The following is a 13,182-nucleotide window of genomic DNA, read 5'->3' as shown; positions in this document are numbered from 1 at the left end:
TAGTTAGGTGATGGAAGGCGACCCGACGATAGATGGATCCGGAGAGCTCACAGCCCCGATCAGGCGTGCGGAACGGGCGACTGCAGAAGCCCATCGCCTCATCGACGAGAACCTCTGGCGCCAGCGCGTCCTGCAGCAGTTTGACCACATGTTCGAACTTGGAGCGGAGTTCAGGGCACTGAGGCGCATCCCCGATCCTCCTCCCAGGCGCTAGTGCGATGTCACCCGCTCCTCGAGATATGCGACCCGCTGCACGATCAGGGTTCGATGCCGCTCCCACTCGATCAAGGTCTGCTTGAGCAAGCCGACCAGCCGCTCGGCTTGCACAGTGTCGTGACCGGCCCGTTGCAGCCAATCCAGCAGATCCTGCTGGCTGCGCAGCCGCCTCCAGCCCTCCTCGATATCGACGTCCGCCTTGACCAGCAGCGCACGTTCGGACCGCAGCTGTTCGGCCCAGTTCGCATGCTCAGCGCTGGCCATCACGGTTCCTTCCGCGCCGGTCGCTTCGGATCGAGCGATTGTAGCATGACTCGCCGGATCATATCGGCGTATTCGCGATATTCAGCGGCGCGCGCGTCATACATTTGCGCGACCGCCGGGCGACCGCTCTGGCGGCCGTCCTCGGCCATCCGGTGCACCAGTTCGGCGCGCTCCTCGATGATGCGGAGTGCGACCCGGAGCGCCTCGTCAACCCGGCCCTCCTGCTCCTTGGCAAGCGCGTCGGCCGTATAGGCGTGACCGACCTGACAGCGAAATCGCAGCGGGTGCCCGACCTTGAGCTCGGAAAGGACGCCACCGCATCCCGGACAAGTCAGCGGTGCCGGATCGGCAATCTCGACCAGCGTATCGCTGCCGACGCGCTCGCCCGCCGCAATTTTCACCTCCAGCACGATCTCCGGCGGAATCGGCAGGATCGCGCCGGGCCGCTCCCGAACCAGATCGGACAGCACATCGCCAAGCCGTGCGCCCGGGATACAGAGATCGACGGTGGTCGCTTCCAATGCCCTGAGCGGCATTTCATCGGACATCGCGTCCTGGGGCTCCTGAACCAGCGCGACCCCACCGCACCGCTTGATCGCGTTCAGGCCTGCCGCGCCGTCGGACAGCAGGCCGCTGAGCACAACGCCAATCACGCGCGGTCCATAGTGCAGTGCGGCCGAGCGAAACAGTGCGTCGATCGCCGGCCGCACCAGATTTTCGCGTGGCCCGCGGCCGAGCATCAGGTGGCCATCCTGGATCAGCAGATGGTGGTCCGGCGCCGCCAGATAGACGTGCCCATTTTCGATGACCATGCCGCTTTCCGCCTGCCGGACCGGCAGCTTGCCGGCGGCGCTCGCGACCGTGGAGAGAATGCCGATGCCGTGAGACGGTATGTGCAATACGATGAAGACCGCGGCCGGCAGATCCACCGGCAGCCGGCCCAGAATCTCCTTCAACGGTGCAGTCGCCCCAGCCGAACCGCCGATGACGATGATGTCCCGATTGGACATGGAACCTGCCTTTTCCGATATTGTTTACAACAAGGCGAGCATTCGGCTTATGTTCCAATTTTGCGACGACATCACACCGGGTACGGCCCGAATCGACATGTCTGAATTTGCACCTTTGCGCGAACGCCCTCTCCTGACCGGACGGCGCGTCCTGATTGTCGAAGACGAATATTTCCTTGCCGACGACATGCGCAGCGCGCTGCGTGCGCTCGGTGCCGATATCGCCGGGCCGGCCGGTGACATCGACGATGCGCTTCGTATCCTTCAAGACGGCGGCGTGATCGATGGAGCGGTGCTCGATGTAAACATCCGCAAGCAGATGATCTATCCGGTCGCGCGCGAGCTGCAGGCGCGCGGCGTGCCGATGGTGTTCACCTCGGGATACGACAAGATCGTGCTGAGCAGCGAATTCGCGGACGTTCCGTTGTGGGAGAAGCCGTTCGATCATCGCGCCATGGCGCACGGGCTCGCCGGCATGATCCTGCGCGGCAATGACGCTGCCGGACACGAATAATCCGCTCGAGCATTTGCAAATGTTAGTGCGGAGGTTTGCAGACGGCCTCACGATACTCCGGTCACGATATCGGACCGGGGGTGTGTAATGACCGAGATCGAAAGACGTATCGAGCTGCTGGAGCAGACGGCCGCAGAACGCGCGCTGGTCGCCGACCTCTCAACCGTCACGGAAACCCGCATCCGTAACGCCCAATTGGCAAACGAGTTGCGCCTCGTCGTCGCGCAGCTCAGGAGCTTGAGGCCGGGTGACGCTCATACTGTCTGATTGTCTCGGTCCACGATCTCGGGTGAACCGGCGGCGCGATACATCCTCCCATCGTTTTCAGGAAGGACAACGACACTGCACGATTCAACGGATCGGATCGCGGAATGCCGGCAACTGGCCGACGAGGCCGACCGTCTGGCCGCGACGTCCGGCGTCGAAAGGACGCGCAAGGATTACGAGTTGCTGGCCAGGTCCTGGCGACAATTGGCGCTGAGCTACGAATTCTCCATGCATCTCGAACGCTTCATCAACGCCCGCTAGTCGGCCTGCCGACCGATAGGGATATTGCCCGCCCCCACCAGCGAAAGCCTTACGTACTGTTGTCGCGGTGGGCTTTGATCTCCATGCGCGTGCTCGCGGAATTACGCACCGATTGCCGCAACTCGGCGAGCTGATCGTCTCGCTGATCCGCGAGCGATCGCTTCTGTGCGCGCAAAGTGAGACTTTCTTCGATGGCAAGCTGAGCGCGGGCGAACAGGGGATCGATCATCGACGAAACATGTCACCCGATCGCTGCCGCCGCCCTGTCATGTGATAAGTCCGCAGCGGGTTTGCTCCGAGGCAGCGCGACAAACGTATCTCATGAGACATCGAAGATTGTTCGAACGCGGTCGTCGCCAGCGTCGGTGCGCCGCTTCATGGCCTGCTCCCTGGCGGGGGTGACACAGTAATCACCCCAACCAGCATGGTTCCGCCTCCGCAGGGTGCGAAAGCTCAACACAGGTCAGGATTCAGGATTCCATATTGGCTTTCCGCCTGCGGGAAGGGTTCCTGCGTCTTGCGGCCCAGAAACGTGCTGGCGCGGCTTTCGGCGAGGAGCTTGCGCGCGTGCTCGACGACCCGGATCATCCGCTCGGTATCGTTGAGATCACGGTAATTGGAAAGACGATAGATTTGCCGCTCGATGGGCATGGTGTACTCCCTGTTATGCAGGCGGGAGCACAATCGGTCTCTCAGCCACCGACGCCTACGGCAGAGCCTTGGCCAGTGATGAGGAGACAACAAACCTCGACCAGGAAAGTTGCCAACAAAGTGCTGTGTTGGGAATCACAGCGCAATACATACGGTGTCGTCCCTGCTTTCGCATGCTTTCGCAGGGACGACGTGTGGAAAGAGCAGCGAACGCTCATTCTCTTTGGTGTCATTGGCACGGGGGCCGGACCCATATCCACCGCTGCGCATCCCGGCGCGCGCACCGATCTGCGTTCAGTTCGCCGGCTATTCGGCGACGCTCATCTGCTTGCACAAGATCCCGAGAGCCTCCGCACACCCGCGCGGCTTGGTCACCACGGGGAGATGCGCATACTTCTCGGGCAGCGCGCTGGGGTCGTAGCCGGTATACAGGGTGACCGGTGTTCCCATCGCAAGCAGGGTATCGATCAACTTGTAGGACGAGGTTCCATTGACGTTGATGTCGATCAGCGCGCCGGACGCTCCGGACGCGTGTGGGCGGGCTTCGTCGATCGAAGCGAACGGGCCGACGACGTGATAGCCGGCCTGTCGTGCCAGCGTGGCACAGTCATCGGCAATGAAATACTCGTCCTCCACGATCAAGATCGTACGCATAGCAGTACCTCTGCCAGTTGATCTTCGCGGATGATCGAGGTGTTAACGTTCTCCCGCCGGTTGGGTTTCCCAGGCGCGTCGTTCCGCGCACCGTTAGGACAGCGGTCATGGCCCATTCAAAGAGCGGGAATTCAAGACGGAGGGTGGTCCCGATTTTCCAGGCGCGCGCCGTCAGCTACCGGCCACCAGCAACCCGAGGTACAGCCAGAGTACAATTGTCACAGTGATCGTTGCGGCGAAAAAGTAGCGGTCGATGAGATTCATCAACTGCACCCTTCGGATGACTATGGCGGATATCGAATCGCGGTCGAAACATCAGTCGCTGCCGCTTGTCATCTCTCTGCCTGGTTCCGGCATTTACATATGAGAGATCGGTGGTCCCGCCCGGAGATGCCTTGTTTGCCGATGTCGAAGAACAAACCAGTCGCCGTCACCGCTAGGGTGTGCGGGTGCGCGGCTCCAAGGCGGCAAACTAAGGAACGAGGGTCGGCGCCTGCGGTTGGAGCCAGCGAACGCAATGCATCAGCCAAGAACCGCAGCCAAGAACCGCCGCCGCTATCGCTGCCCGACGTCCCGCCCGGCCCCGCCATCAGTCGAGCGCGATCATCACCGGCCGGATCAACCTGTAGCTGTTGTGATAGTTTTGGGGAGGAGTTGGCTCCATGAAAGCAACCATCGAACAAAGAACGACCGCCGGCAATCTCGACCTGCTCGACCGCTACTGGCGCGCCGCCAATTACCTTTCGGTCGGCCAGATCTATCTTCTCGACAATCCGCTGCTTAGCGAGCCGCTGCGCAAGGAACACATCAAGCCCCGCCTGCTCGGTCATTGGGGCACCACACCGGGCCTGAATTTCGTCTATGCCCATCTCAACCGTGTCATTCGCGCGCTCGATCTCAACGTCATCTACATTTGCGGTCCCGGACATGGCGGTCCGGGCATGGTGGCGAACACATATCTCGAAGGCTCCTACAGCGAGATATATCCCGACATCGGCCGAGACGCGGATGGTCTGCGAAAGTTGTTCCGGCAGTTTTCCTTCCCCGGCGGTATTCCAAGCCACGCGGCACCGGAAACGCCCGGCTCCATTCATGAGGGTGGCGAGCTCGGCTATTCGCTGGTCCACGCCTATGGCGCGGCGTTCGACAATCCCGATCTGATCGTGGCCTGCGTCGTCGGCGATGGCGAGGCGGAAACCGGTCCGCTGGCTGCATCGTGGCACTCGAACAAGTTCTTAAATCCCGCGCGTGACGGCGCGGTGCTGCCGATCCTGCATCTCAACGGCTACAAGATCGCCAATCCGACGGTGCTCGGGCGGATGGGCGACGAGGAAATCCGCAACCTGTTTCGCGGCTACGGACATGAGCCGCTTTTCGTCGAGGGCGACAATCCGATGCCGATGCATCGCGCCATGGCCGCTGCCCTGGATGAGGCGCTTGCAGCCATTCACAAGATCCAAACCGAGGCGCGCGGCGGCAAACGATCGGAGCGGCCGCGCTGGCCGATGATCGTGCTGCGCAGTCCGAAGGGCTGGACCGGTCCGAAGGAGGTCGACGGGCTGAAAGTCGAGGGCTTTTGGCGCGCGCACCAGGTGCCGATCGCGCAAGTCCGCGACAACCCCGCGCATCTCAGGCTGCTTGAAGACTGGATGCGAAGCTATCATCCAGAGCAACTGTTCGACAAGGATGGTGCGCTGATCCCGGAGCTCCAGGCCCTCGCCCCGACCGCGAACCGCCGGATGGGCGCCAATCCGCACGCCAATGGCGGCCTTCTGAAACGCGAGCTCCGGTTGCCGGATTACCGCGCATTTGCCGTCGACGTGAAGCATCCGGGTCAGACGGTCGCCGCAGCGACCCACGAGCTCGGAAAATACCTGCGCGATGTCCTCAAGCTGAATGCCAATGCCGGCAATTTCCGCATCATGGGGCCTGACGAAACCGCCTCGAACCGGCTGGATGCCGTATTCGAAGCCACAGACCGGGTCTGGATGGAGCCGACCGAGCCGTACGATGTCCATCTCGCTCAAGACGGCCGCGTCATGGAAGTCCTCAGCGAACACCTCTGCCAGGGCTGGCTGGAGGGCTATCTATTGACCGGACGCCACGGCTTCTTCTCCTGCTATGAAGCATTCATCCACATCGTGGATTCGATGTTCAACCAGCACGCCAAATGGCTGAAGGTCTCGCGCCAATTGGCGTGGCGGCGTCCGATCGCCTCGCTCAATTATCTGCTGACGTCGCATGTCTGGCGACAGGATCACAACGGTTTCAGCCACCAGGATCCCGGCTTTGTCGATCTGGTCACCAACAAGAAGGCCGACATCGTCCGTGTCTATTTCCCGCCCGACGCCAACACGCTGCTATGGATCGCCGATCACTGCCTGCAGACCTACGATCGGATCAATGTCATCGTCGCCGGCAAACAACCGTCCGCGCAATGGCTTTCGATGCAGGACGCCGCCACCCATTGCGATGCCGGCATTGGCATCTGGACGTGGGCCGGAACCGGAGATGCCACAAGCGAGCCCGATGTCGTGATGGCTTGCGCGGGTGACGTTCCGACGCTGGAGACGCTCGCCGCCGTTGATCTGCTGCACAAGGCCCTCCCCGACCTCAAGATCCGCGTGGTCAACGTCGTCGACCTGATGACGCTGCAGCCGAGGCAACAGCACCCTCATGGCCTCAGCGATCGCGACTTCGACAGCCTGTTCACGCGCGATCGCCCCGTCATCTTTGCCTACCACGGCTACCCTTATCTCATCCACCGACTCACCTATGGCCGGGCCAATCACGACAACATGCATGTGCGCGGCTTTGTGGAGGAAGGCACGACGACCACACCTTTCGACATGGTCGTTCTCAATGGATTAGACCGCTATCATCTCGCGATCGAGGTGATCGAGCGCGTGCCGGGGCTCGCCACCAAGGCCGCACAGATCAAGCAAGAATACCGGAACGCCTTGATCGCGCATGCGCGATATGTGCGCGAACATGGCGAGGACATGCCGGAGGTTCGAGACTGGGTCTGGCCAAACGGCACTGGCGGCGCCACACCTGCGGGCGGTTGAGCCATGCCGACGTCCGATGCGGTTCTGGTCGTCAACTCCGGCTCGTCGAGCATCAAGTTCGGCGTTTTCGATGCTTCGCATACCGATCCCGCGCTGCTCTGCAAGGCACAGGTCGACGAGCACGAGGGCGCGTCGCGATTGGTCTTCACCGACCCGGCCGGCCGCGCGTCGTTCGCGTTGGAGCAAGCCGAACCAGATGCGTCGCCCGATCGGCTGTTCGCCGACGTCCTGGCACGGATCGAACATCATCTTGGCCAGCGGCTGCGTGCCGTCGGGCATCGCGTCGTACATGGCGGCCGCGAATTTTCGCGACCGGTCGAAGTCAATCGGACGGTGCTTGCCGTCCTCGACGCCCTCACCCCGCTGGCGCCGTTGCATCAGCCTCGCTGCCTGACGCCAATCCGGGCAATCAGCGCGATCCGGCCGGAACTGATGCAGGTCGCATGCTTCGACACGTCGTTCCATCATGGCCTCGCGCCGCCCGTCAATCGGTTTGCGATCCCGAGACATCTCGAACGCGCCGGCATTCGGCGCTACGGCTTTCATGGGCTCTCCTTTGAATATGTCGCAGGCCGCCTTGCCGACATCTCGCCGGAGTTTTCCGCAAAGCGCACCGTGGTGGCGCATCTCGGCAATGGCGCGAGCCTCTGCGCCATGCGCAACGGCCGGAGCATCGACACCACGATGGGTCTGACGCCGCTCGACGGCCTGGTCATGGGGACCCGTTGCGGCACGATCGATCCGGGCGTTCTGCTTTACCTCCAGCAGCAGAACGGCATGTCGGTCGACGACCTTGAGCAGCTGCTTTATCACCAATCGGGGCTGCTCGGCGTTTCGGGCATCTCCTCCGACATGCGTGTCTTGCTCGCCAGCCAGGAGCCAGCCGCGAAGGAAGCGGTTGATCTCTTCACGTTCCGCATCGCGCAGCAGGTCGTCGCGATGGCTGGCACGCTGGGCGGACTGGAATGCCTGGTGTTCACCGGCGGTATCGGCGAGCACGCGGGCGAGGTTCGCAGCGAGGTCTGCGAACGCCTGCGATGGCTGGGTGTTGAGCTCGATCCATGCGCCAACGCCGCGGCAGAGCTGCACATTGCTGGCACGGACAGTTCGGTGGACGTGCTCGTCATGGCGACAAACGAGGAAGCAACGATTGCTCGCCACTGCGCAGCCTTGATCTCGGGAACCTAGTAGCTCGTCACAGTGATTTTGACTCTTTGGGTATGCCTGGATAGGCGCGCCCCAGTTTGGTGCGAGCTTTGTCCGTTGTGAACATCCAGTTGATACGGGCGCGAGTTTTGTTTCGCTGCCGCTCCCATGCTGCGATCTCGTTTCTAAGGCGTTTTGGATCGTCGATCCGGCGGCCGAGACACTGCCCTTGGAGCACGCCGATCTCGATCTCGACCATATTGAGCCAACTGGCGTGTTTCGGGGTGTAGTGGAACTCGAGGCGGCGCAGGATGCGGCGGGCCTCGGCGGGGGCAAAGGCCTGGTAGAGGGCGCCGGGGGCATGGATCGACAGATTGTCCTGCACGACACGGATGCAGGCGGCCTTGGGGTAATGGACATCGACGAGTTCGCGCATGCAGTGAGCATAATCCACGGCGGTGCGCCGTTCGGTGACTTTGACGTTACGCCAGGCCCGATGCGGATCGAGGGCGACAAAGAGATTGACGGTGCCGTTGCGGCGGTACTCGTAATCGTAACGCTCGCGCTTTCCCGGCTCGGGTGGGATCGGCTGGCGCACTTCGCCGATGAGCTGGACGGGGGTTTCGTCGAAGCAGACCAGCGGCCGCTCGGGATCAGGCGCTTCAGCGTAGAGATCGAGCACATCTTCCATGCGGGCGACGTATTCGCCATCGACATGGGGAATGCACCACATGTCCCTGCGCCACGGCTTGAGGTCATTATCGGCCAGCCGGCGGCGCACGGTCTCGCCCGACAGGCTGTCATGATCGGTGAGCTTGACCATCACGTCGGCCAGCAGCGCCAGCGTCCAGCGCCTCCGGCCAGCGGGCGGCTTGGCGCATGCGGTCGCCACCAGCAGGGCTTCCTCCTTGCCGGTCAGCTTGCGCTCCGCACCGGGACGCGGCTCCTCACTCAAGGCCCGATCGAGATTGCCTTCCACCAAGCGGCGTTTGGTCCGATAGACGGTGGAGGCGCTTACTCTGACGGTCCGGACAATCTCCTCGTCGCGGCTGCCGATGTCGGCCGCCAGCAAAATCTGGGCCCGCTTGAGTTTGCGAGCGGCATGCTTGCCGCCGCTCAGCATCGCCGTCAGTTCCTCTCGCTCGGCTTGGCTCAATTCAACCCGGTACCGTACATTCATCGTTCGCCTCCCTGTCGGAGGCTCCGGACGAATCGATCCATGAGTCAAAAATCAGGCGCACGCTTTACCGAGAAGCAGGGCCATTATCTGGCTTTCATCTATACCTACTCGCACATGTTCGGACGGCCCCCCGCCGAAGCCGACATGCAGCGTCACTTCGGTGTTAGCCCGCCCTCAGTCCATCAGATGATCGTCACGCTCGAACGTAACGGCCTCATTCGCCGTCGAGCCGATATCCCCAGAAGCATCGAAATCCTCGTGCCGCCAGAGAACTTGCCGATCCTAAGCTGGCTCGGTATCAAACCGTCAAAATCACTGTGACGAGCCACTAGGATCGCCGAGAGGCGCTCCTGCGGCAGTGGGCTAAATCGATGCTTGAAGGACCGTTTCCTTGAGCCGGACGTTGACGTCCCGGAAACCGAAATCGGCAACGGGAGAACGATAATGCCGGAACGAAAGACGATGCAAAAGGCCAGACAGGACCGGCGCGCGGGAAAGTCGACGACCACCCAGGCGGGCGAGTTCGTGCACGAGGAAATTCGCAAGGTTCGCCGTGGCAAGCACGGCGCGCGATCTTCCAAACAGGCCATTGCAATCGGCCTGTCGAAGGCGAGGCGCGCGGGCGTTCCGCTCCGTCCCCCCAAGAAAGGCGCAGCCAAGGCGACCACCCGCAAGAGCGCGGAGTACGCCTATGAGGCGGGCCAGGGCAAGCGAAAGACCAGACGCAGGCCGCGCGTCTCGCGAGCGGTGTCCAACGTCCTGAAACGGGAACCGCGCAGCGCGGCGTCGCACACGGCGCTGTCGAAACAAACGCGGCGCGCGGCCTCGCGGCGTTCTGCATCGGCCCGCTCGGCCGCGGCACGCAAGGCGGCAAAAACCAAGGGATCGGCCGTTCGTTCGGCCGCAGTAAAGAAAGCAGCCCGCACCAGAGCGCGGCGGCGAAAGTAAGCTCGAGGACGGGGATGGCGATTCACATAGGCAAATGCGGACGCTGTGATGGGCGCATCATACCCGTTACCTGCTTAGTCTCGACAACGGTGCAGGCGGATGACCCCAGCGTCGGCCCCAGGGCCCGCAAAGGTGCTGGGGTCGTCTCCGCACCGCAAAGGCCCTGACGCACCGGCCCGGGCGTCAGGGCCTTCGCCATTCCGAAGCCTGGAAAGGCTCTTGAACGACAAGCATCAGCGCCCCTTAAAGCCCGGCTTCCGCCGTCCGAGGAAGGCCGCGACGCCTTCCTTGTGATCCTCGGTCAGGCTCGCCAGCGCGAACTGGTCGAGGTCCATGTGGCTGGCGAGATCGTCGAGCGCATGTGCGAGCCGGTTGACCGTCAGCTTGGTCGTCGCGACCGAGATCGGCGGCTGGGCAGCGACCTTGGCCGCGAGCGCCATCGCGATGTCATATGACTTTCCAGGATCGGTCACCTGCTCCACCAGGCCCCACTCGTAGGCCTCCTCGGCCGAGATCCGGTCGTCGGCCAGGATCACCGCCTGCTTGGTGCGCGCCGGTCCCATCAGATGCAGCATGCGCGGCACGCTCTGCCAGCTCATGTTCATGCCGAGCGCGATTTCCGGCACCCGCATATGCGCGTCGCGCGCCATGACGCGGAAATCCAGCGCGACCGCGAGTGCCACGCCGCCGCCGACGCAAAAGCCCTCGATCGCGCCGATCGTGACCTGCTCCATGTCCTGCCAGGCGCGCGTCAGCCGCGGCCCGAGCTTCAGGTGCCGGCGCAGCGTGCGCATGTCCATGGTCTGGCGAGAACGCCCCTCGGCGTCCTTGAGGTCGAAGCCGGCGCTGAACGATTTGGCGCCGCCGGTCAGCACCACCACCGAGGTCTCGCTATCGTCCTCGAAACTGCGCGCCGCGTCGGTCAGCTGCCGCAGCGCCTCCGGCGACAGCGCGTTGATACCGTCGCCGCGGTCGAACCGCACCACGGCGATGCGGCCCTCCGGCCCGAGGCCTTTCTCGATCGTCACATAGTCAACCACGCATACCTCCCCGCTCGCATTCTTGTGTACTGCCTGCCTCGACATAGCACGACGGTTTCGCCTATTCTGTGGGCATGAGCGAACATGATCATCACCACCACGATCACGACCATTCCGAACTGTCGGAGACCGAACTGCGCGTCCGTGCGCTGGAATCGATCCTGACCGAGAAGGGCTATGTCGAGGCTGCCGCGCTCGACGCCATCGTGCAGGCCTATGAGACCAAGATCGGCCCGCATAACGGCGCCCGGGTCGTCGCCAAGGCCTGGACCGATCCCGCCTTCAAGAAGGCGCTGCTCGAGGACGCCAGCAAGGCGGTCGGCACCCTCGGCCATGTCAGCCGGGTCGGCGACCATCTGGTCGCGATCGAGAATACACCCGGCCGCCACAACATGGTCGTCTGCACATTGTGCTCCTGTTATCCCTGGGAAATGCTCGGGCTGCCGCCGGTCTGGTACAAGGCCTCGCCGTATCGCTCGCGCGCGGTCAAGGATCCGCGCGGCGTGCTCGCCGATTTCGGCGTCAGCCTGCCGAAGGAGACGGAAATCCGGGTCTGGGATTCGACCGCGGAGACGCGCTTTCTGGTGCTGCCGATGCGGCCCGAAGGCACCGAGGGCTGGAGCGAAGACCAGCTCGCCGAGCTGGTGACGCGCGATTCCATGATCGGCACCGGCTTTCCCAAGAAACCGGGGGCGCCGTCATGAACGGCGTCCACGACATGGGCGGCATGGACGGGTTCGGCAAGGTCGAGCCCGAGCCGAACGAACCGATGTTCCATGAGGAATGGGAATCCCGGGTGCTCGCCATGGTCCGTGCGATGGGCGCAGCCGGCGCCTTCAACATCGACGCCTCGCGCTTCTATCGCGAGACCCTGCCCCCGCAGGTCTATCTGTCGAGCTCCTACTACAGGAAATGGCTGCTTGGGCTGGAAGCCCTGCTGCTCGACAAGGGCTATATCTCCAAGGACGACGTCGCCGCCGGGCATTCCGTCGCGCCGGCGAAATCGCTCAAGCACGGCAAGTTCTCCGTCGCCGACATCGAGCGCATCATGGTGCGCGGCAAGTTCGGCCGCGCCGCGCCGGGGCCTGCGAAATTCAAGGCCGGCGATCGGGTGCGGGCGAAGAACATCCATCCCGCGACGCACACACGGCTGCCACGCTACGTGCGCGGTCACGTCGGGGTGGTCGAGCGCGATCATGGCTGTCACGTATTTCCCGATACCGTGGCCAACGACGCCGGCGAACATCCGCAGTGGCTGTACACCGTCGTGTTCGACGGACGCGAGCTGTGGGGCCCGGACTCCGATCCGACCATCAAGGTCTCGATCGACGCGTTCGAGCCGTATCTGGAGGCCGTGTGATGGATGCAGGTGCCGCCGCGCGCGCCACCAGCGCAGTGTCCAGCATTCCCCGCGACCAGGACGGCCCGGTGTTCCGTGCACCGTGGGAGGCGCAGGCGTTCGCCATGGCCTTGACGCTGCATGACCGCGGCGTGTTCACCTGGCCCGAATGGGCTGCGGCGCTTGCCGACCAGATCAAGCGCGCGCAGGCCGCCGGCGATCCCGACACCGGCGAGACCTATTACCAGCACTGGCTCGCGACGCTCGAACATCTCGTCGCCGCCAAGGGCGTCACGACGCATGAGACACTGCACCGCTACCGCGACGCCTGGGACCACGCCGCCGACCGCACCCCGCACGGCCAGCCGATCGTGCTGACGGCCGCGGATTTCGAGTAGCCTCGAATGCCATGATTACCTACATGCGCATGCGCGGGTGATGTCATCGCGTGGTGGGTCGCCTTGAATCGCGAACTCATCCTCATCGTCGTCCCGGCGAAGGCCGGGACCCATAACCCCAAATGCAAATTGTTACGCGATGCTGGAACGACGAGTCCCACCCACAACGCCTGCCGCGGCGTATGGGTCCCGGCCTTCGCCGGGACGACGACGGGGAGAGACCGCG

Annotated in this window: 16 protein-coding genes; 9 read left to right on the top strand and 7 right to left on the bottom strand. The window is 63.3% G+C overall.

Features of this window, described 5'->3' with window-relative positions; genetic code table 11:
• Positions 1-210 precede the first annotated feature (210 nt).
• Together ACVWZM_RS40620 and ACVWZM_RS40615 are read right to left on the bottom strand one after the other, a co-directional pair.
• Positions 211-480 (bottom strand): hypothetical protein, encoded by a 270-nt coding sequence (locus ACVWZM_RS40620; protein WP_076828806.1) that lies wholly within the window; start codon positions 478-480, stop codon positions 211-213.
• Positions 480-1,490 carry a chemotaxis protein CheB gene (locus ACVWZM_RS40615; RefSeq protein WP_168856401.1) on the bottom strand — a complete coding sequence of 337 codons (1,011 nt, stop codon included), beginning with the start codon at positions 1,488-1,490 and terminating at the stop codon, positions 480-482. The genes ACVWZM_RS40620 and ACVWZM_RS40615 overlap by 1 nt, the downstream gene beginning before the upstream one ends.
• On the opposite strand from ACVWZM_RS40615, the gene ACVWZM_RS40610 reads away from it, so the two are divergent.
• Positions 1,384-2,004 carry a response regulator gene (locus ACVWZM_RS40610; RefSeq protein WP_316394384.1) on the top strand — a complete coding sequence of 207 codons (621 nt, stop codon included), beginning with the start codon at positions 1,384-1,386 and terminating at the stop codon, positions 2,002-2,004. The genes ACVWZM_RS40615 and ACVWZM_RS40610 overlap by 107 nt on opposite strands.
• A gap of 87 nt (positions 2,005-2,091) precedes the next feature.
• Complete coding sequence (locus tag ACVWZM_RS40605) at positions 2,092-2,271, top strand: hypothetical protein (RefSeq protein WP_233475470.1); 180 nt, start codon at positions 2,092-2,094, stop codon at positions 2,269-2,271.
• Between the two features lie 310 nt (positions 2,272-2,581).
• Here the strand turns inward: ACVWZM_RS40605 and ACVWZM_RS40600 are convergent, their stop codons facing one another.
• The 3 genes from ACVWZM_RS40600 to ACVWZM_RS40590 form a co-directional block, all read right to left on the bottom strand.
• Positions 2,582-2,761 (bottom strand): hypothetical protein, encoded by a 180-nt coding sequence (locus ACVWZM_RS40600; RefSeq protein ID WP_076828803.1) that lies wholly within the window; start codon positions 2,759-2,761, stop codon positions 2,582-2,584.
• Positions 2,762-2,985: 224 nt separating this feature from the next.
• A complete protein-coding gene (locus ACVWZM_RS40595) occupies positions 2,986-3,183 on the bottom strand; it encodes a hypothetical protein (RefSeq protein WP_076828802.1) in 198 nt (65 codons plus the stop codon).
• A 306-nt stretch (positions 3,184-3,489) separates the two neighbouring features.
• Entirely contained in the window at positions 3,490-3,837 is a 348-nt protein-coding gene (locus ACVWZM_RS40590) for a response regulator (RefSeq protein ID WP_076828800.1), read from the bottom strand.
• Between the two features lie 662 nt (positions 3,838-4,499).
• Between ACVWZM_RS40590 and ACVWZM_RS40585 the strand changes: the two genes are divergently transcribed.
• Together ACVWZM_RS40585 and ACVWZM_RS40580 are read left to right on the top strand one after the other, a co-directional pair.
• A complete protein-coding gene (locus tag ACVWZM_RS40585; protein WP_168856403.1) occupies positions 4,500-6,905 on the top strand; it encodes a phosphoketolase family protein in 2,406 nt (801 codons plus the stop codon).
• A gap of 3 nt (positions 6,906-6,908) precedes the next feature.
• Positions 6,909-8,093: an acetate/propionate family kinase gene (locus ACVWZM_RS40580; protein WP_456835102.1), complete on the top strand. Its 1,185-nt coding sequence runs from the start codon at positions 6,909-6,911 to the stop codon at positions 8,091-8,093.
• A 7-nt stretch (positions 8,094-8,100) separates the two neighbouring features.
• On the opposite strand, the gene ACVWZM_RS40575 is transcribed toward ACVWZM_RS40580, so the two are convergent.
• A complete protein-coding gene (locus ACVWZM_RS40575; protein WP_076829362.1) occupies positions 8,101-9,231 on the bottom strand; it encodes an IS630 family transposase in 1,131 nt (376 codons plus the stop codon).
• A gap of 39 nt (positions 9,232-9,270) precedes the next feature.
• On the opposite strand from ACVWZM_RS40575, the gene ACVWZM_RS40570 reads away from it, so the two are divergent.
• Entirely contained in the window at positions 9,271-9,552 is a 282-nt protein-coding gene (locus ACVWZM_RS40570; RefSeq protein ID WP_076829365.1) for a LexA family protein, read from the top strand.
• A 123-nt stretch (positions 9,553-9,675) separates the two neighbouring features.
• On the top strand, positions 9,676-10,179 hold the full coding sequence (locus tag ACVWZM_RS40565) for a DUF6496 domain-containing protein (protein WP_168856405.1): 504 nt from the start codon (positions 9,676-9,678) through the stop codon (positions 10,177-10,179).
• Between the two features lie 233 nt (positions 10,180-10,412).
• Here the strand turns inward: ACVWZM_RS40565 and ACVWZM_RS40560 are convergent, their stop codons facing one another.
• A complete protein-coding gene (locus ACVWZM_RS40560) occupies positions 10,413-11,219 on the bottom strand; it encodes an enoyl-CoA hydratase/isomerase family protein (protein WP_456856030.1) in 807 nt (268 codons plus the stop codon).
• A gap of 74 nt (positions 11,220-11,293) precedes the next feature.
• Here ACVWZM_RS40560 and nthA point away from each other — a divergent pair, with 74 nt between their 5' ends.
• The 3 genes from nthA to ACVWZM_RS40545 are packed head-to-tail and all read left to right on the top strand — an operon-like array spanning position 11,294 to position 12,956.
• Complete coding sequence (gene nthA, locus ACVWZM_RS40555) at positions 11,294-11,923, top strand: nitrile hydratase subunit alpha (protein WP_028344028.1); 630 nt, start codon at positions 11,294-11,296, stop codon at positions 11,921-11,923.
• Positions 11,920-12,579, top strand: coding sequence for a nitrile hydratase subunit beta (nthB, locus tag ACVWZM_RS40550; protein WP_076828791.1), 660 nt, complete (start codon positions 11,920-11,922; stop codon positions 12,577-12,579). The genes nthA and nthB overlap by 4 nt, the downstream gene beginning before the upstream one ends.
• A complete protein-coding gene (locus ACVWZM_RS40545; protein WP_050419707.1) occupies positions 12,579-12,956 on the top strand; it encodes a nitrile hydratase accessory protein in 378 nt (125 codons plus the stop codon). The genes nthB and ACVWZM_RS40545 overlap by 1 nt, the downstream gene beginning before the upstream one ends.
• Positions 12,957-13,182 lie beyond the last annotated feature (226 nt).

It is taken from the genome of Bradyrhizobium sp. USDA 4501, from assembly GCF_054062115.1.
This window is presented reverse-complemented; position numbering and strand designations above follow the sequence as displayed.